The organism is Microbacterium sp. UBA7513, assembly GCF_002478345.1.
Classification (GTDB): Bacteria; Actinomycetota; Actinomycetes; order Actinomycetales; family Microbacteriaceae; genus Microbacterium.
Map to the genome: position 1 here is coordinate 1 of NZ_DLNJ01000031.1, position 17240 is coordinate 17240.

The window sequence follows — 17240 nt, forward strand, 5'->3', positions numbered from 1 at the left end:
TTTGAGCCCCGGCACGGCTTCGACCGTCACGACTGCCACGAGAACGGCGGGCACCGCGGGCGCGGTCACCACGACGGTCACGACAACCGAGACCACGGTCACGCACACCGCGGCCATGGCCACCGCGCGCAGCGGATGGCGGAGCGCGCATTCGAGCGTGGCTTCGACGCCGGATTCCGCCACGGCCACGCCGCCTGATCGTCCCACTCGAGCGCCTCACCCGAATCCCGGGTGAGGCGCTTCCGCGCACCGGGACGCCCCTCCGGGATCACTTCCGCACCTCCCGGGCGCCCCCGCGGCACTGTTCTGATCCCCCCCACACGCACCCCAGCCCGGACCCGAGGTGAGGACGCAGGCGAAGCGCCCTGAGCCGAGGCGGGATCAGAGTCGCGCCTCCCAAACCATCCCGCAGCACGTTCTCGATCCCACACCGCGGCGACGCGAGCGCCCACTCTGCGAAGGAGATCAGAATCGCCCCTCCCGAGCGCCTCAGCGGCACGTTTTCGATCCCTCACGGGATGCAGGCAGGCGAAGCGGAAGGGGCGAGGAACGAGGCGCCCCGGTGGAAGCGCAAGGGCTCGAGGTGACACGTAGGGGGAAGGCACGCGCGCGGATCAAGAACGACCCTTCCGTCGCTCCTCGCGGGCCACTTCTCACCCCGCACGCAAGGCGACAGGGCCCGACCGTCGGGCGGGATCAGAAACGCCCCTCCCGCCGGACCCCGAGGCCCGATTCTCATCCCGCACGCAAAAGGGGCAGGGCCCGACCGTGGGGCGGGATCAGAAACGGGCCTTCGAAGCGGGATTGCGGTGTGTTCGTGATCCCGCAGGGGGAAGGGTCACGGGGCCCCGGACGCGGGATGCGGCTAGAGATCGAGGAGGGCGAGCGCGGTGTCGGGAGCGCCCGCGTCACGGAGACGTGCGCGCATCGCGGCCGCCGCGAGCGCATACGGCCTGTCGCTCCGCAGGAGGAGCGACCGTGCGTTGGCCTGCTCATTGAGGGCGACGAGCTCGAACGCCAACACCTCGACGTCGGCCGCGTCGACCTCCCCCTCCGCGGCCGCGAACCGCAGCTGGGCCTCGATGTATCCGTACCAGTCGACGAGGGCCGCCCGCACGGCGTCGCTCACGGGACCGGGCTTGGAGTCGACGTCCGCCGCGGTCGCCGCGAAGAAGCAGCCGCCCGTGAAGACGCGGTCCCTCGAGTAGACCAAGGCGTTGTGGAGGAGCGCGGCCAGGCGGTGCGCTCCCCTCGGCTGGGCGCGGGCGGGCTCGATGATCCGCTCGACGAAGATGTCCCGAGCGGCGGCGACCGTCGCGAGCTGCAGGCCCTCCTTGCTCTGGAACAGCGTCGCGATGCTGCTCTTGCTCGACCCCGAGGCGGTCGCGAGGCGTCCGATCGTCACGCCGTCCAGACCCTCGACGGAGGCGAGGTCGGTCGCACTCTTCAGCACGATGCGGCGGGAGGCGTCGCCACGCGCCCGCCGGCCATCCTGCATCACCGTGTCTGCCACGCCTCTAGTATACGAACGACCGTTCGCCTAGTATACGGATGATCGTTCGTATAGTTCGGTGAAGGAGCCTCCATGCCGTCCGCGTCCACTCTCCTCGTCCGCACCCTCCCGGCCGCAGGACGCCTCTCCCCCCGCCTCGCCGGCGATCTCGCCTACCGGCTGTTCTTCTCCACCCGCCCACGCATGGCCGTGCGCGCCGCCGACGCCGCCACCCACGACGACGCCCGCCGCGGGAGGCTCCTCGTGCGCGGTATCCCCGTCACGACCTACACGTGGGGCACGGGTCCGCGCACCGTGCTGCTCCTGCACGGCTGGCGGGGCCGCGCCTCGCAGTTCTCCCCGCTCGTACGGGAACTCGTCGCCGAGGGGTTCCGGGTCGTCGCCTTCGATGCCCCAGCGCATGGCTCCTCCGGCGGGCGGCACACCGATATCCGCGACTGGGTCGACGCCGCGGAGCAGCTGGACCGCACCCACGGCCCCTTCTCCGCCCTCATCGGCCACTCCTTCGGCGGGCTCGCGGCGCTGACCGTCGCCCGGTCGTCCGGCTCGGTCCCCGCCGTCGCCATCGTCGCCGGGGCCGCAGCGCCCGAGGCCTTCCTCGCCCAGTTCGTCCGTGACCTCCGGCTCGACGCCGCCACCGCGGACCGACTCCGCATCCGCTTCCACCGCCGCCTCCGGCTCGATCCCGCAACCGCCGTCGAACGGTACGACGCGGCCGCCCATCCACTCCCCGCCGACACCGCACTGCTCGTCGTGCACGACCGGGGCGACCGCCGGATGCCCGACCACGACGCCCTCCGGCTGTATACCGCCCACCCCGGCCGCTCCCGTCTCGTCCGTACGGTGGGCCTCGGTCACACGAGAGTGCTGTCGGCCGATCCGACCCTCGATGCAGTGGTCGCCCTCGTGACTGGCGGGCTCGACGCCGTCGATGCGCTCGGCACCGCGACGGGACGAGCCGCCACCGACGCCGTACCGGCCGACCCGCCCGCCGCCCTGCGGAGCCCTACACCCGCGTCGGCAGGAAGCCCGCGCCCGGGTGCGCGGCGGCGAACGGCAGCCCGACAGTGGTGATCAGCACGACCAGCGTCACCACGGCCGCTGCGAGCAGGAGGAAGAGCACGACGAAGACGACGACCGCGAGCACCCGGTAGCTGCCGGTGTCGGCGACCTCCGGCGCGATCGATCGCTGCGCCCAGTCGTCCGCCGCTGCCGCGGGCTGCTCGCCCTGGAGGATCGCGGGCGTCGGACGGGACCGCTCCGAGCGTCGGGTCGGTGCCGGAAGGGCATCGCCCGCGGCTTCGGGAGCGGCCAGCAGCCCCTCCGGGATCGGCGTCTCCGGTGGCGGAGGCGGGATCACGGCGTCGGCCGGCGGGATCACCGCGTCGGCGTGAGCGATCTCCAGCCCCGAGTCATCCGGCAGCGCCGCCCCCTCGGGCACCGCGGACTCGTCGGAACCCGTCCCGCTCGCGTCGCTCATGTCAGCCTCCGACGGCCCCGATGTCAGTCACACCCACGTCGGTGCGGTGGAAGTTCTGGAACGACCGGGACGCCGTCGGACCCCGCTGACCCTGGTAGCGGTTGCCGTAGGGACCGGAGCCGTACGGGTTCTCCGCCGGCGAGGTGAGCCGGAAGAAGCAGAGCTGGCCGATCTTCATGCCGGGCCACAGCTTGATCGGCAGCGTCGCCACGTTCGCGAGCTCCAGCGTCACATGCCCGGAGAAGCCCGGGTCGATGAAGCCGGCGGTCGAGTGGGTGATGAGCCCGAGGCGACCGAGCGACGACTTCCCCTCCAGCCGCGCGGCGATGTCGTCCGGCAGGGTGACCTGCTCGAACGTGGCCCCCAGCGCGAACTCGCCGGGGTGGAGGATGAAGGGCTCGTCCGGGTCGACCTCGATCAGCCGCGTCAGCTCGGGCTGGTCGACCGAGGGATCGATGAACGGGTACTTGTGATTGTCGAAGAGACGGAAGTAGCGGTCCAGCCGCACGTCGATGCTCGACGGCTGGATCATCTCCGGCGCATGCGGTTCCAGGCCGACGCGGCCGGAGGCGAGTTCTGCTCTGATGTCGCGATCGCTGAGAAGCACGGCACAAGCCTAGTCATGCGGTCGCGCCGTCGACGCGGCATCTCCGGCCCGTCGCGCCCTCAGGGGAGCGCGGGTCCGGTGCCGGGGAGGCTCATCGCGCGCCGCAGCCGGAGCACCGTGCGTCGGAGGGGTTCGACCACGGAGTGCGGCCAGCGCTCGTCCGTGCGACTCGTGGGCATCGTCACGCTCAGCGCCGCCGCCACACCGGTCTCCTCCGGCCAGGTGATGGGCATGGCCACGCACCGGCAGCCGTCGATGAACTCCTCGTCGTCGACGTGGAAGCCGATGTCGCGCCCCTTCGCGATCACGGTGAGGATCTCGTCGGGATCGGTGATGGTCCGGCTCGTGAGGCGCGGCATGGCCACCTGGCGCAGGCGTCGCGAGATGTCGGCGTCGTCGAGGGTGCTCAGCAGGGCCTTGCCGATTCCGGTCGCATGGGCGTGCAGTCGCATCCCCACATTGGAGGCGAGGCGCATCGGGTTGGGCGAGGGGCTGATCGCGATATAGACGTTCTCGACGCCGTCCAGCCGCGCCATCTGCACCGTCTCGCCGATCTCCTCGGTGAGCGCCGCCATGAGCGCGGGCCCGGATTCGAGCAGGAGACGGTGCCCGTCGTAACGCTGGCCGATCTGCCAGGCCTTGAGTCCGAGGGAGTAACGCTTGCTGGTCGCGTCGTGGTCGACCCAACCGGCCGCCTGGAGGGTGCGCAGCAGTCCGTGGGCGCTGGACCGCGGCAGGCCGAGGTCGTCGAGGAGCTCGGGGAAGGTCTGCGATCCGGTCGCGGCGAGGTGCTCGATGATCTCGAGGGCGCGCCCGGCGGACTTCACCGCCCCCACCGCCTGATCGGTGTCCGTCATGGGTCCCCCTGCGTGAATTGTGCGCGGCACGAACGTGTGTCACACTATCGCGCGTTCAGGTCTGAGACATCCGATTCACATACGTGAACGCACTGGATACCCCTCGTCAATGGAGATGCCCCGATGTCCACTCAGTCCTCCACGCGGCCGGAACTTGCCGCGATCGTCCGTAAGGTCACGCTCCGGCTGATCCCGATCCTGCTCCTCATGTACATCCTCGCGTTCCTCGACCGCGCCAACCTCGGCTTCGCGAAGGCCGCCTGGCAGGCGGACACCGGCATCTCGGATGCCGCCTACGCGCTCGGCGCCGGCATCTTCTTCCTCGGCTACGCCGTCTTCGAGGTGCCGTCGAACCTCATCATGCGCCGGGTGGGGGCGAAGATCTGGCTTGCCCGCATCATGGTCTCGTGGGGCATCGTGTCGGCGCTCATGATGTTCGCGACGAACGAGTGGGTCTTCTACGTCCTCCGCGTCCTCCTCGGAATCACGGAGGCCGGGTTCTTCCCCGGCGTCATCCTCTTCCTCACGTACTGGATCCCGCTGAAGTTCCGTGCGCGGGTCAACGGCCTCTTCTATTTCGGCGCCCCGCTCGCCTTCATCTTCGGCGGCCCGCTCTCGGGCATGCTGCTCGACCTCGACGGTAAGGTCGGCATCCACGGCTGGCAGCTGATGTTCCTCGCCACCGGCATCCTCACCGTGCTCATCGGCATCGTCGCGTTCTTCTACCTCGACAACGGCCCGAAGGACGCGAAGTGGCTGACCGACGCGGAGCGCACGACCCTCGTGGCCGCCCTCGACGACGAGGACAGCGCCAAGGAGAACCACTCCCCCCGCGGAGCCCTGCGCGCGCTCGGCAACCCGGTCGTGCTCTACTTCGCCGCGATCTACCTGACGATCCAGATGAGCGTCTACGGCGTCACCTTCTATCTCCCCACGCAGGTCGCGACGATCGTCGGCAAGCCGGTCGGCCTCGAGGTCGGCCTCCTCACCGCCGTGCCGTGGACGTTCGCGCTCCTCGTCACCTTCGTCCTGTCGCGCCTCGCCGACAGCACCGGGCAGCGTCGCCTCATCGCGACGTGTGCGCTGGCCGCCGCCGGCGCGGGCATCATCGTGTCGGCGATCGTGCAGGAGCCGGTGATCGCCCTCGCGGCCCTGAGCGTCGGCGCGGCCGGCTTCATCTCCGTGCAGCCGGTGTTCTGGACCCTTCCCACGTCGTTCCTGCTCGGCGCGGCCGCCGCAAGCGGCATCGCCCTCATCAACTCCCTCGGCAGCCTCGGCGGATTCCTCGCCCCGGTGCTCAAGAACTGGGCGGACGCGACCTTCGGCGACAGCGCCGGACTCATCGCCCTCGCCGTCATCGCTCTGCTCGGGGCCGTCCTCATCGCCCTCAGCCGCGTCGTGAGCCCCGCGGTCCGCGAGACCGACGGCGTGGGCCTCGACACGACGAAGACCCCCGCCCGCCAGCGCTGACCGCGGTCGGCAGAACAGGAGACACGCATGCGCGAGCTCGTCCTCACCGAGATCGGACGCCTCGACGTCCGTGAGGCCCCGATCCCCCGCCCCGGACCCGACGAGGTGCTCATCCGGGTCGCCGCGACCGGGATCTGCGGTTCCGACGTCCACGGCTATACCGGCGAGAACGGCCGGCGATTCCCCGGGCAGGTGATGGGCCACGAGTCGAGCGGAGTGATCGCCGCCGTCGGCGACGACGTCGACGGGTTCGCCGAGGGCACTCCCGTGACCTTCAACCCCGTCGTCGTGCCCGCGGAGGACGCGGCAGCCTTCGCGGGTCGCGAGCAGCACCACGCGGGCAAGCACGTCATCGGGGTGGCGAAGGAGATCCCGGCCGCGTTCGCCGACTACGTCGTCATACCGGCCCGGAATGTGGTGCCGCTGCCCGCGGACCTGCCGATCGAGCTCGGCGCACTGATCGAGCCCCTCGCCGTCGCCGTGCATGCCGTGCGGCGACTGCCCGCCGACCGCCTCGGCCGGGTGCTCGTGATCGGCGGCGGACCGATCGGCCAGTCCGTCGTGATCGCACTGCGGGACGCGGGAGCCGGCTCGATCATCGTGAGCGAGATGGACGCCGCCCGGCGCGAGCTCGTGGAGCGGCTCGGCGCGGAGACCATCGACCCGGCCGCCGGCCCGGTGGCCGGACAGCTCGCCGAGCGCGGCGGCCTCGCGGATGCGGCGGTCGACGCCGTCGGCCTCACCCCCACCGTCCGCGACGCGCTGCGCAGCACCACCCTCGGCGCCCCGATCTGCCTGGTCGGCATGGGCGCTCCGCAGGTGACGCTCGACGCCTTCCTCGTGAGCACAGAGGAGCGGTCGCTCATCGGCAGCTTCACGTACGGCTCCGACGACTTCACCGACGCCGCCGCGATCATCGGCGCGGAGCCGGATGTCTACCGGGCGCTCATCAGCCGCGAGATCGACGTCGCCGACGCGGATTCCGCCTTCTCCGCCCTCGCGGCGGGAGACGGCACCCCGGGCAAGGTCCTTGTCCGATTCGACCGAGAGGAACAGGAACGATGACCGGCACTCCCACCATCCGCGAGGTCCGCGCGTACACCGTGCGCGGCGGCGGGGCCGACTATCACGACCAGGGCGCCGACCACTGGATCGACGACCACATCGCCACCCCGATGAGCGTCTACCCGGAGTTCCGGCAGTCACGGCAGAGCTTCGGGCTCAACGTGCTGGGCACGCTCGTCGTCGAGATCGAGGCCAGCGACGGGACGCTCGGCTTCTCGGTCACGACGGCGGGCGAGATCGGCGCGTTCATCGTCGAGAAGCACCTGGCGCGGTTCCTCGAAGGCCGGAAGATCACCGACATCGAGCGCATCTGGGATCAGATGTACAAGTCGACCCTCTACTACGGCCGCCGCGGCGTCGTCCTCAACGCGATCAGCGGCGTCGACCTCGCCCTCTACGACCTGCTCGGTCGCGTGCGGCAGGTGCCGGTGTTCGAGCTCCTCGGCGGGCCGGTGCGCGACGAGCTGCAGTTCTACGCCACCGGGGCACGCCCCGACCGCGCGAAGGAGCTCGGTTTCATCGGCGGGAAGATGCCGCTGCACCACGGACCCGCCGAAGGCGAAGAGGGGCTGCGCAAGAACATCGCCTTCCTCGCGGACATGCGCGAGAAGGTCGGCGACGACTTCTGGCTCATGTACGACTGCTGGATGTCGCTCGACGTCGAGTACGCGACTCGTCTCGCGCACGCCGCCGCCGACTACGGCCTCAAGTGGATCGAGGAAGCGCTCATACCCGACGACTACTGGGGCTATGCGGAGCTACGCAAGCGCGCCCCCTCCTCGATGCTCATCACGACCGGCGAGCACGAGGCCACCCGGTGGGGTTTCCGGCAGCTGCTGGAGACCGGGGTGGACCTGATCCAGCCCGATGTGGGCTGGTGCGGCGGCATCACCGAGCTGCTGAAGATCTCAGCCCTGGCCGATGCCCACGGCACGATGGTCGTTCCCCACGGGTCGTCCGTGTACTCGTACCACTTCGTCGTCACGCGCACGAACAGCCCGTTCGCGGAGTTCCTCATGATGCACCCGACCGCAGAGGAGATCGTGCCGATGTTCTCGCCGATGCTGGTCGGTGAGCCCGTGCCGGTGAACGGCCGCCTCCGCGTGCCGGAGACCCCCGGGTTCGGCGTCGAGCTCTCCGACGCGATCGAGAAGCACCGCCCGTACACCCACTGACCCCGGAGACACGACCCCATGGAATTCCTTCGCCTCGGCGCGCCCGGCGCCGAACGCCCCGCGGTGCGCCACGACGACCGCACCTACGACCTGACCGGCCTCACCGCCGACATCGACGGCGCGTTCCTCGCGCGTGACGGCATCGCTCGCACGCGCGAGGCCCTCGCGGCCGGGTCGCTGCCGCTGCTCGACGGCGCCGAGGCGCTGCGGGTCGGGGCCCCCATCGCCCGGCCGATGGCCGTGCTGTGCATCGGACAGAACTACGCCGCCCACGCGGCCGAATCCGGTGACGCCCCGCCGTCCGTGCCGATCCTGTTCCACAAGCACCCGAACACCATCGTCGGGCCCTTCGACGACGTGTTCATCCCCCCGCGCGCCGAGAAGGTGGACTGGGAGGTGGAGCTCGGGGTCGTGATCGGCAGCTGCGCGCGCTACCTCGCCAGCCCGGAAGAGGCGCTGGCGCACGTCGCCGGGTACGTCGTGTCGCATGATGTGTCGGAGCGGGCGTACCAGGTCGAGCACTCCGGTGGACAGTGGTCGAAGGGCAAGAACGCCGAGACGTTCAACCCCCTCGGTCCGGCGCTCATCCCGGCCGACGAGGTCGACCCGCAGGCTCTGCACCTCTGGTCCCGGGTCAACGGCGAGCCGCGGCAGGACTCGAACACGGCCGACATGATCTTCACCGTCGCGCAGATCGTTCACCACCTGTCGCAGTACCTGGTGCTCGAGCCCGGAGACCTCATCAACACCGGCACCCCGCAGGGCGTCGCGCTCTCCGGTCGCTTCCCCTACCTGCGGGCGGGCGACGTCGTGGAGCTCGGCATCGAGGGGCTCGGCACCCAGCGCCAGCGCCTCGTCGACGCGCGCCCCTGAGGCACGCTTTGGTCAACGCCCGGGAGACAGGTAGGCTTGCTCCACCTGCTCTCGGGCGGGTACGGGGCTGTAGTTCAATGGTAGAACTTCTGCTTCCCAAGCAGACAGCGCGGGTTCGATTCCCGTCAGCCCCTCCACCTGTGACTTCCCAAGCTGTTCCGGACACTCTGGAGCCGATCCAGACTGAGGATCTCGCTTCTGGAAGGACACCTCCAAGAGTCACGAACAGCAGGCCTCCCTGTCGCATGCGCCCCGATCCGCGGCGAGATCGATCCCTGCGCCGTCGGATGACGCGGAGGTGTCGAGCACGACCTGGCGGCACTGGGTGATCCGGTCGGCGCGTTGCTGCTCGGGCCATCGACATCCCGAACTCCCTGGCGATCGAGTCGGTCGTCTCGGAACGACCGGCATTGCCTGCGAATCACCTATGACAACGGTGTGCGCCTTGTTGTCTTAGAGCTCCCTCAGAGGACCGCGGGGACCATGTCGTCATGAGCACCCTCCACACAGCCCCCGTACTCACGCCGAGCGTGCATGTATCGAAGCCCCGGGTCGCCACCTCGTGGTGGCGAGTCGCCGCACTCGGCGTGATCTGGGCGACGAGCCTGTTCGTCGTCGCCCTGTGGGTAGCCGGGGGCGGGGTGACCGCTATCCTCGGTTTCTCTGCAGAGTCCGTGACCACTCTGGGAAGGCTCTCCGGGCTGGTGGCAGCGAACCTGCTGCTCTATCAGGTGTTGTTGATGGCGAAGGTCCCGCTGTTCGAGCGCGGGTTCGGTCGTGAGGGAATCACCCGGTTTCATCGACAGGTCGGCTTCTGGTCGTTCTGGTTGATGGGCGTGCACATCCTGCTGCTGGTCATCGGATATGCCGCGGCAGCAGGAGTGGGCCTGTGGGAGCAGCTGTGGAGTTTCGTCTGGGACTACCCGGGGATGCTGCTGGCCACCGCGGGAACCGGACTCCTCGTGATGGTCGTGGTCACCTCCATCCGCCGTGCCCGCCGCCGTCTGCGTTACGAGTCGTGGCATCTGCTACACCTGTACGCGTACCTGGGCGTCTTCCTCGCTCTGCCGCACCAGTTGTGGACGGGAGCGGACTTCCTCTCATCGACACCGGCCACGATCTACTGGTGGTCGCTGTGGGCTGTCGCAGCTGTAGCCGTCATCGTGTTCCGCGTCGTCGCACCGCTTGTCCGTTCCCATCGACACGCTCTCCGCGTCGACACCGTCGCACTCGACGGTGCAGCCGGTGTCACCGTGCGCGTGTCCGGTCGGGACCTCCGTGAGCTGAAGGCACGGGCCGGCCAGTTCTTCGTGTGGCGGTTCCTGGACGGGCCGGGATGGATGCGAGGGCACCCTTTCTCCCTCTCGGCTGCTCCGGGAGACACCTACGCACTCACAGCGCGCCTTGTCGGCGACGGCACGACGCGACTCGCGTCGTTGCGTCCGGGCACCCGAGTGTTGGTGGAGGGTCCGTTCGGGGAGATGACCGGAGATCGCCGCAGCGGCCGGAAGCTCCTCATGGTCGGTGCGGGAGCCGGAGTGGCCCCGCTCGTATCGCTTCTCGAGGCGGAGAGATACGAGTCAGGTGACGCGGCCCTGGTCGTCCGGGACACTGCGGACTCTGACGCCCTGCTGCGGGAGCCGATCTCGTCGCTGATCCGTGAGCGCGGGGTGCGTCACTTCCCGCTCACCGGCCCGCGCGCCGGCGGCAACTCCCCGTGGCTTCCGGCCACCCACACCGCCTGGAATGGCCCCGATCTGCTCCGCTACATCGCCCCTGACCCGGACGAGTACGACGTCTACCTGTGCGGCCCCGACGGGTGGATGCGCGCTCTACGAGAAGACCTCCGCGGCGCCGGCTTCATCGCCGACCGCATCCACTCCGAATCCTTCACCCCCTGAGCATCGAGGGAGCATCGCCATGAAGAAGATCATCTACGCACTCGTCGCGACACTGAGCGGGATCGTCCTCCTGTTCAGCTACCGCACCTCCCTCGACGCTGTTCCTCCCTCCGACATCGCCAGCCCCGCTAGCGGCACCACCCAGAGCACCAGCGGGTCGGCATCGACCGCCGCGGGCGGGACCACGGCGGGGCTCACGGACGGGACGTTCACCGGTGACACCATGCAGACGCGCTACGGTCCCGTCCAGGTGCAGATCACCGTGTCGGGAGGGAAGATCACCGACGCGCAAGCGCTCCGGTATCCCGACAGCAACGGTCGAGACCAACAGATCAACGCGCATGCGATCCCGTTACTGGTCTCCGAGACCGTCCAGGGCCAGAGCGCACACATCCAGATGGTGTCCGGCGCGACCTACACCAGCGACGGATACACGAGCTCGCTGCAGAGCGCTATCGATCAGGCACAACAATGACCGCTCCAGACATCCACGTGCACGTCGAGCACATCATGGGCACCGCCATCAGCATCCACATCGTCGACCCGCGTGACGACGCCGCCGCACGGGATGCGGTGCAGACGTGCGTCGCCGAGCTTTGCGACGTCGACCGCGTGTTCTCGCCCTACCGGGCCGACTCCGATATCAGTCGCATCCGGGCCGGCGCCCTCCGCATCCAGGATGCTGACCCGCGCGTGGCAGCGGTCGCTGCCGCGTGCGCCGACTACGAACACGCCACCGGCGGGCTCTTCTCCGCGTCGTGGAGGGGCGGGTTCGACCCCACCGGGTACGTCAAGGGCTGGGCGGTGGAGCACGCGAGCAGGCGTCACCTCGCCCCTCTTCTCGCATCGGCTCGGGCCGTCGGCATCAACGCCGGAGGGGACCTGCAACTGTTCACCGCACAGGGCTCGGACTGGGTCTGGGACGTGGGAATCGCAGACCCCCGCCGCCCCGGGAGCGTCCTCGCGACGATGCAGGTGACGAATGGTGCTGTGGCCACGTCCGGTCCGGCCGAACGCGGCAGCCACATCATCGATCCGCGCACCGGTCACCGCGCGCACGGCGTCGCCTCTGTCACCGTCGTCGCCGACAGTCTCGCGCACGCAGACGTCTGGGCGACAGCCGCCGTCGCCGCAGGCCCCTCCGACACCACCTGGATCGCCGCCTCCCACACCAAGACCGGGCTGCTCGTCACGGATGGCGGAGCGATAGCGCGGTGGATCGGCTCGACACCTGTCGAGGTCACCTCGGCGTCGTCGTGGGCAGCGTGAGGAGGAACACTGTCCCTCCCGGGGACGTCGATTCGACCACAACGCTTCCTCCGGCGCGCTGTGCGATATCCCGCACCAGCGAGAGCCCGATCCCGAATCCGCGCCCACGGCCGCTGTCGGGAGTGCGAGCGAACCTCTCGAACACCTCAGCGGGGTCGATACCGGAGATCCCCGCCCCATGATCCGCCACACGGATCTCTACCCCGCTGGCCAACCGCCGCGCTGAGAGCTCGATCGAGCCGCCGGCTGGTGAGTGCGCGACCGCGTTATCCAGGAGTGCGACCAGGGCCCGCACGAGAGTCACCGGCGGCACGGGCACGATGGCGTCCACGACGTCGACGTCGATCCTCACGCCCGCGTCGTCCGCCAGGGAGCGGATCGCGGCGGTGGCGTCGCGGGCGGCATCACCGAGGACTGCAGATTCCCCGGCGAACTCCTGTCCTTCTGCGACGAGGAGCATGTCGGAGAGGACGTCGCGCATGCGATCCGCGTCTCCTCGCAGCTCCCGCGCCGTCGCGGTCACGTCCTCGCCGCGGTGCAGACGGCGCTGCAGGATCTGGATCCGGCTCGTGAGCGCGGTCAGTGGCGTGCGGAGCTCATGGCTCGCGTCCGCGACGAACTGTCGTTGCCGGCGCAGAGCGTCGCTCAGCGGGAGTGCTGCTCGCCGCGCGGCGATACTCGCGACCACGGCGAGCAACAGCACCCCCACCAGGCCGAGCAGGACCACGGCGGGCACGAGAACACTGATGTCGACGACGAAGTCGTCGCCGGCCGCACCCGGGAACCATCCGCCCTCGTGCCTCTCACCCTCACGGCGCGACGACGACAGCACCACCGCGAGAAGAATCAGCACACCTCCGAGGACGATCACCCCGGACGAGACGCCCACCCAGACCGCGACGACCCGAGCGGCCCGCCGCACCTCCTCCGCATCCGGGTCTCTCTGCGCACTCATGACGGGTTCCCCGCCCGATACCCGCGCGCTCTGACCGTCTCGATCATCTCGGGAGTCGTCTTCTTCCGCACATAGTGCACATACGTGTCCACGGAACTCGCGGAATCACCGGCAGGGAACACTGCCCGGAGGATCTCTTCTCGACTGAACACATGGTCCGGACTCCCGCTGAGCACCTCCAGCAACGTGCTCTCCGTAGCCGTGAGCGCGATCCGGTACCCCGACGGGTCGAAGACCGCCTGTGCTGTCGGGACGAAACTCCACTCACCCAGCTCGCGCCGCGCCCCACCCGATTGGAAAGCGCGCTGCAGTGCGCGCAAGCGTGCCAGCAGCTCCTCGTAGTCGAACGGCTTGACCAGGTAGTCGTTCGCCCCACCGTCGAGCCCCGTGACCTTGTCATCCACCGCGCCCAGAGCCGTCAGCATGAGCACCGGGGTCGTGATCTGCGCCGTGCGCACCGCGCGAACAAGATCGACACCATCCATCCCCGGCAGCCGCCTGTCCACCACCATCAGGTCATACCGGTTACCCAGCGCCAAACGCAGAGCGACCCCGCCATCGGACGCATGATCGACCCGATATGCCTCCGACAACACCTCGACCGTCATCGCCGCGATATCCGGATCGTCCTCGACATACAGCACAGACGCGAGCTTCGAGGATCCCACCATGAGGTGATACTGCCACGCGCCACCCGCCTCACGCCATGACTCCCGACCTCTCTGATCCTCGCTGCGATGCGACCGCTTCGGCATGCCCAACGCCGCCCGACCGGCATCCATCGAAAGAGGGAGACTTCCCTCCATCGTCTTGACGATGTCGCCGCACGACGCTCCTGGTGGAGTGGCAGGTATGGCAGATTCTCGCGCTCTTCGGCGCTTTCCTGAGTGGATGACCTCCCGTGGCGGCGCTTGGATCACGCTCGGCGCGGTCCTCCTGATCATGATGACTCTCTTCGGCCTGTTCGGGTCGGCGAAGGCACCCGCCGGCAACGAGCAGGCCCCCGCAGGGTCGGAATCGGCGCGCACGAGCGCGCTGTTGGCGGAGTTCCCGAACGCGGATCGGCAGTCCGTGATCGTGGTCGCGTCGCGCGACGACGGCGCGACGCTCTCGGCACCCGACGTCGCCGCGCTCGAAGGCCTCCTCCCGGTGCTCGGCTCGCACGCGGACGCGGATCCGACCGGGCCTCTCGTGAGCGAGGACGAGAAGGCCGCGGTTCTCGTGACACCGATCGCGGTCGGCCAGACGAGCACCGACACCGCCGCTGTGGTCGCGGCGCTCCGCGCCGACATCGACGAGCACGCACCGGACGGGATTACCCTGCTCGTGACCGGCGGACCGGCGTTCGGCGCCGATATCGCCGCCTCCTTCGAAGGCGCCGACTTCACTCTGCTCCTCGTGACCGTCCTGATCGTCGCGGTGCTCCTCATCGTCACGTACCGATCGCCGGTGCTGTGGCTGCTGCCGCTCGCCGCCGTCGGCCTGGCAGACGGGCTCGCCGGACGACTGACCGCGGCTGCCGGTTCCGCGTGGGACCTGCAGTTCGATGCCGGGATCATCAGCGTCCTCGTCTTCGGCGCCGGGACCAATTACGCCCTGCTCCTGATCTCGCGGTATCGGGAGGAGCTCACCACCACGACGGACCACCGCCGCGCGCTCAGCACGGCCTGGCGCCGGACCGCTCCGGCAATCCTCGCCTCGAACCTCACGGTCGTCCTCGCCCTCCTGACACTCGCCCTGGCGGTGATCCCCGGCACGCACGGACTCGGCGTCTCGTCCGCCATCGGGCTGCTGGTCGCCCTGGCGTCCGTCCTCTTCCTGCTGCCTCCCCTGCTGGCGGTGTGCGGACGGAAGGTGTTCTGGCCGTTCGTCCCTCGTCCCGGAGCTGCCGCACGGCGCGGCGGAGTGTGGCGGACGATCGCGACGCGCGTCGTGAGCCGGCCGGTCGTGAGCCTCCTCGGGGGTGCAGCCCTGCTGGCCGTGATGACGGTCGGCCTCGTCGGGACGACCGTCGGGCTCGACCAGGTCGACAAGTTCCGGGTCCCGTCCGAGTCCGCGACGGGTCTCGAGGTGCTCTCGAACCACTTCCCGGCAGGAGAGGCGCAGCCGATCCTCATCGTCACGGACAGCGGGGAAGCCGAAGCCGTCCTCACCGCGGCGCGCGACGTGGAGGGCATCGTCCGCGCCACTCCGGTCGGGACGACGGACGACGAGAAGCTCACGAAGATCCTGGTGACCAGCGAATATGCGCCCAGCACCGACGACAGCCTGGCTCAGATCACGGAACTCCGGGCCGCCGTGCACGATGTGCCGGGGGCGGGGGCGGTCGTCGGCGGCGCGGTGGCGACGGATCTCGACGCCCGTGCCGGGAACCTCGCGGACCTCGGCGTCGTGGTGCCCCTGGTCCTGGCGGTGAGCTTCCTGGTGCTGGCGTTCCTGCTGCGGTCGCTGGTCGCGCCGCTGCTGCTGCTCGCCGTCAACGTGGCGAGTGCCGTGGCCGCCATCGGCGCCGGGGCCTGGCTCAGTCGCTTGCTGTTCGGGCAGCACGCACTCGATCTCCCCGTCCCGCTGCTGGCCTTCTTGTTCCTGGTCGCCCTCGGCATCGACTACACGATCTTCCTCGTCCATCGCGCCCGGAGCGAAGCGGCGCTGCGGGGCACGAGGGACGGCATGGTGGAAGCGGTCGCTCACACCGGCGGCGTCATCACGAGCGCCGGGATCGTGCTCGCCGCCGTGTTCGCGGCACTCGGCGTCCTGCCGCTGGTCACCCTCGGGCAGCTCGGGCTGATCGTCGGGGTCGGCGTGATCGTCGACACGCTGGTGGTCAGGACCGTGATCGTCCCTGCGCTGTTCGCTCTCGTCGGCGACCGCATCTGGTGGCCGGGGCGACCGGCCTCCCGGCGGGCCGCCCCCGACCTCACTCGCGGATGAGCGACACGAGCACGGTCTCCCCGTCCGGCGTGATGTCCACCACGCCGCGCTCGTCGACGATCACGATCCGCTCCGCGCCGACCGCGCTCAACGCCTGCACAGGGCCCTCGGCGACCCCCACCGTCGCCCAGGCCCCGTCGGCGTCCGTCGCCCACAGAGCACCCTCCACATCGACGCCGACGAGACGCCCGTCCGCCCGTGCGTCGACGGAGTACAGCACCGGCGCCCCGGCGAGTGCTTCGAAACCCGCTCGCCCGTCGCTGCTGTGCAGGAGCCCCGACTCGGTCGCCGCGTGGATCCCGGCATCCGTCACCGCGAGGTCGGCCGCCTCCAGCTGCGGCCCCTTGCTCCAGCTGACGCCCTCATCGACGCTCGTCAGCAGCTCCGGACCGCTCGACCCGATGCCGTAGAGGGTGCCGTCCGGACCGGCCGTCAGGACGTGGAAGTCCTCGACCCCGGTGAAGGCGACCGGAGCCCAGGTCTGGCCCCCGTCGTCGCTGCGGATGATGCCGAGATTCCCCTCACCGAGGTCGGGCGATGTGGACGGCCCGGGGTGTCCGGAGGCGAAGAGCGTCCGCCCTGCGACCGTGAACCCCATCGCGTCGAAGTCATGGCCGCCGACGGGTCCCGCAAGGGTACCGTCCGCGTCCACGGTGAAGACGCCGTTGTGCGTGGCGATGAGCAGCGCGTCACCCGTGGGCGCCTCGGCCACGGCGTGGACGTGCTCGATCACCGGTGGTCCGGACTCCGGCGTCTCCGACGCCGCGCATCCGGTCAGGAGCACGAGCATCCCCCCGAGGGCGCCGGCCGTCGACACGCGCGCTCCTCGCTTCATCGCTGTCCCCGATAGAGGCCGCGGAGCACGACCACGGCGACGAAGGAGATCGCGACCCCGGCGGCCACGATCAGGCTGGTGAAGACGACTTCCATGGCATGGATCGTGGCCTCATCGACGAGCGGCTCGGGGCCGCGTCCCAGACGGATGTTCATGTGCTGTCCTTCTCTGCTCGCGCGGAGGGCGCACAAGAAGGACCTCGACCGCACGGTTCCCGCGCTGAGACACCCGACGACCCTTCTTGGTCAGTCTTGTCGCTCAGCGGGTACTGCGCCCTCGTCCGCAGGCCCGGTCGCGGGCTTGCGCATA

The 17240-nt window shown here is 69.8% G+C and carries 18 protein-coding genes, 1 tRNA gene and 1 riboswitch; of the genes, 10 read left to right on the forward strand and 9 right to left on the reverse strand.

Annotated elements, in window-relative coordinates; all coding sequences use genetic code 11:
• Both B2W79_RS15565 and B2W79_RS15570 read right to left on the reverse strand, forming a co-directional pair.
• A partial coding sequence (locus B2W79_RS15565) for a hypothetical protein (RefSeq protein WP_292791041.1) occupies positions 1-189 on the reverse strand: 189 nt, incomplete at its 3' end.
• Positions 190-865: 676 nt separating this feature from the next.
• The gene (locus B2W79_RS15570) at positions 866-1513 is read right to left on the reverse strand and encodes a TetR/AcrR family transcriptional regulator (protein ID WP_292791044.1); all 648 of its coding nucleotides are present in this window, start codon (positions 1511-1513) and stop codon (positions 866-868) included.
• Between the two features lie 72 nt (positions 1514-1585).
• Here B2W79_RS15570 and B2W79_RS15575 point away from each other — a divergent pair, with 72 nt between their 5' ends.
• A complete protein-coding gene (locus tag B2W79_RS15575) occupies positions 1586-2587 on the forward strand; it encodes an alpha/beta fold hydrolase (protein ID WP_292791046.1) in 1002 nt (333 codons plus the stop codon).
• Here the strand turns inward: B2W79_RS15575 and B2W79_RS15580 are convergent.
• Genes B2W79_RS15580 through B2W79_RS15590 form a run of 3 tightly spaced genes read right to left on the reverse strand, consistent with a single transcriptional unit; the run spans position 2520 to position 4457 of the window.
• Positions 2520-2993: a hypothetical protein gene (locus B2W79_RS15580; RefSeq protein ID WP_292791049.1), complete on the reverse strand. Its 474-nt coding sequence runs from the start codon at positions 2991-2993 to the stop codon at positions 2520-2522. The genes B2W79_RS15575 and B2W79_RS15580 overlap by 68 nt on opposite strands.
• Position 2994: 1 nt before the next feature.
• Complete coding sequence (gene dcd, locus B2W79_RS15585) at positions 2995-3600, reverse strand: dCTP deaminase (protein ID WP_025102697.1); 606 nt, start codon at positions 3598-3600, stop codon at positions 2995-2997.
• Positions 3601-3659: 59 nt separating this feature from the next.
• Positions 3660-4457 (reverse strand): IclR family transcriptional regulator, encoded by a 798-nt coding sequence (locus tag B2W79_RS15590; protein ID WP_071329313.1) that lies wholly within the window; start codon positions 4455-4457, stop codon positions 3660-3662.
• A gap of 123 nt (positions 4458-4580) precedes the next feature.
• On the opposite strand from B2W79_RS15590, the gene B2W79_RS15595 reads away from it, so the two are divergent.
• The 8 genes from B2W79_RS15595 (at position 4581) to B2W79_RS15630 (ending at position 12210) form a co-directional block, all read left to right on the forward strand.
• Entirely contained in the window at positions 4581-5927 is a 1347-nt protein-coding gene (locus B2W79_RS15595; RefSeq protein ID WP_071329314.1) for an MFS transporter, read from the forward strand.
• Positions 5928-5954: 27 nt separating this feature from the next.
• Positions 5955-6992, forward strand: coding sequence for a zinc-dependent alcohol dehydrogenase (locus tag B2W79_RS15600; protein ID WP_071329315.1), 1038 nt, complete (start codon positions 5955-5957; stop codon positions 6990-6992).
• On the forward strand, positions 6989-8167 hold the full coding sequence (rhmD, locus tag B2W79_RS15605; protein ID WP_292791056.1) for an L-rhamnonate dehydratase: 1179 nt from the start codon (positions 6989-6991) through the stop codon (positions 8165-8167). Before B2W79_RS15600 ends, rhmD begins: the two co-directional genes overlap by 4 nt.
• 18 nt (positions 8168-8185) lie before the next feature.
• Positions 8186-9040: a fumarylacetoacetate hydrolase family protein gene (locus tag B2W79_RS15610; protein WP_292791059.1), complete on the forward strand. Its 855-nt coding sequence runs from the start codon at positions 8186-8188 to the stop codon at positions 9038-9040.
• A 63-nt stretch (positions 9041-9103) separates the two neighbouring features.
• Positions 9104-9177 (forward strand) — tRNA-Gly (locus tag B2W79_RS15615).
• A 354-nt stretch (positions 9178-9531) separates the two neighbouring features.
• Complete coding sequence (locus B2W79_RS15620) at positions 9532-10941, forward strand: ferredoxin reductase family protein (RefSeq protein WP_292791062.1); 1410 nt, start codon at positions 9532-9534, stop codon at positions 10939-10941.
• Between the two features lie 19 nt (positions 10942-10960).
• Positions 10961-11416 carry an FMN-binding protein gene (locus B2W79_RS15625; protein WP_292791064.1) on the forward strand — a complete coding sequence of 152 codons (456 nt, stop codon included), beginning with the start codon at positions 10961-10963 and terminating at the stop codon, positions 11414-11416.
• The gene (locus B2W79_RS15630) at positions 11413-12210 is read left to right on the forward strand and encodes an FAD:protein FMN transferase (protein WP_071329328.1); all 798 of its coding nucleotides are present in this window, start codon (positions 11413-11415) and stop codon (positions 12208-12210) included. Before B2W79_RS15625 ends, B2W79_RS15630 begins: the two co-directional genes overlap by 4 nt.
• Here B2W79_RS15630 and B2W79_RS15635 read toward each other — a convergent pair.
• Positions 12182-13165, reverse strand: coding sequence for a sensor histidine kinase (locus tag B2W79_RS15635; protein WP_292791068.1), 984 nt, complete (start codon positions 13163-13165; stop codon positions 12182-12184). The two genes, B2W79_RS15630 and B2W79_RS15635, sit on opposite strands and share 29 nt — an antisense overlap.
• Complete coding sequence (locus B2W79_RS15640) at positions 13162-13809, reverse strand: response regulator transcription factor (protein WP_313391463.1); 648 nt, start codon at positions 13807-13809, stop codon at positions 13162-13164. Before B2W79_RS15640 ends, B2W79_RS15635 begins: the two co-directional genes overlap by 4 nt.
• A 247-nt stretch (positions 13810-14056) precedes the next feature.
• On the opposite strand from B2W79_RS15640, the gene B2W79_RS15645 reads away from it, so the two are divergent.
• Entirely contained in the window at positions 14057-16096 is a 2040-nt protein-coding gene (locus B2W79_RS15645) for an MMPL family transporter (RefSeq protein WP_292791071.1), read from the forward strand.
• On the opposite strand, the gene B2W79_RS15650 is transcribed toward B2W79_RS15645, so the two are convergent.
• Together B2W79_RS15650 and B2W79_RS15655 are read right to left on the reverse strand one after the other, a co-directional pair.
• Entirely contained in the window at positions 16083-16913 is an 831-nt protein-coding gene (locus tag B2W79_RS15650; RefSeq protein ID WP_292791074.1) for a F510_1955 family glycosylhydrolase, read from the reverse strand. The genes B2W79_RS15645 and B2W79_RS15650 overlap by 14 nt on opposite strands.
• 14 nt (positions 16914-16927) lie before the next feature.
• Positions 16928-17086 carry a hypothetical protein gene (locus tag B2W79_RS15655; protein WP_157524133.1) on the reverse strand — a complete coding sequence of 53 codons (159 nt, stop codon included), beginning with the start codon at positions 17084-17086 and terminating at the stop codon, positions 16928-16930.
• An 86-nt stretch (positions 17087-17172) separates the two neighbouring features.
• Positions 17173-17236, reverse strand: a riboswitch (guanidine-III (ykkC-III) riboswitch).
• Positions 17237-17240 lie beyond the last annotated feature (4 nt).

Bases quoted from the DNA above. Each gene is read 5' to 3' on its own strand.
- B2W79_RS15645 (WP_292791071.1), top strand. From the start codon at position 14,057: ATGACCTCCCGTGGCGGCGCTTGGATCACGCTCGGCGCGGTCCTCCTG.
- B2W79_RS15630 (WP_071329328.1), top strand. From the start codon at position 11,413: ATGACCGCTCCAGACATCCACGTGCACGTCGAGCACATCATGGGCACC.
- B2W79_RS15590 (WP_071329313.1), bottom strand. From the start codon at position 4,457: ATGACGGACACCGATCAGGCGGTGGGGGCGGTGAAGTCCGCCGGGCGC.
- rhmD (WP_292791056.1), top strand. From the start codon at position 6,989: ATGACCGGCACTCCCACCATCCGCGAGGTCCGCGCGTACACCGTGCGC.
- B2W79_RS15655 (WP_157524133.1), bottom strand. From the start codon at position 17,086: ATGAACATCCGTCTGGGACGCGGCCCCGAGCCGCTCGTCGATGAGGCC.
- B2W79_RS15625 (WP_292791064.1), top strand. From the start codon at position 10,961: ATGAAGAAGATCATCTACGCACTCGTCGCGACACTGAGCGGGATCGTC.
- B2W79_RS15575 (WP_292791046.1), top strand. From the start codon at position 1,586: ATGCCGTCCGCGTCCACTCTCCTCGTCCGCACCCTCCCGGCCGCAGGA.
- B2W79_RS15610 (WP_292791059.1), top strand. From the start codon at position 8,186: ATGGAATTCCTTCGCCTCGGCGCGCCCGGCGCCGAACGCCCCGCGGTG.
- B2W79_RS15620 (WP_292791062.1), top strand. From the start codon at position 9,532: ATGAGCACCCTCCACACAGCCCCCGTACTCACGCCGAGCGTGCATGTA.
- B2W79_RS15600 (WP_071329315.1), top strand. From the start codon at position 5,955: ATGCGCGAGCTCGTCCTCACCGAGATCGGACGCCTCGACGTCCGTGAG.
- B2W79_RS15595 (WP_071329314.1), top strand. From the start codon at position 4,581: ATGTCCACTCAGTCCTCCACGCGGCCGGAACTTGCCGCGATCGTCCGT.
- B2W79_RS15580 (WP_292791049.1), bottom strand. From the start codon at position 2,993: ATGAGCGACGCGAGCGGGACGGGTTCCGACGAGTCCGCGGTGCCCGAG.
- B2W79_RS15635 (WP_292791068.1), bottom strand. From the start codon at position 13,165: ATGAGTGCGCAGAGAGACCCGGATGCGGAGGAGGTGCGGCGGGCCGCT.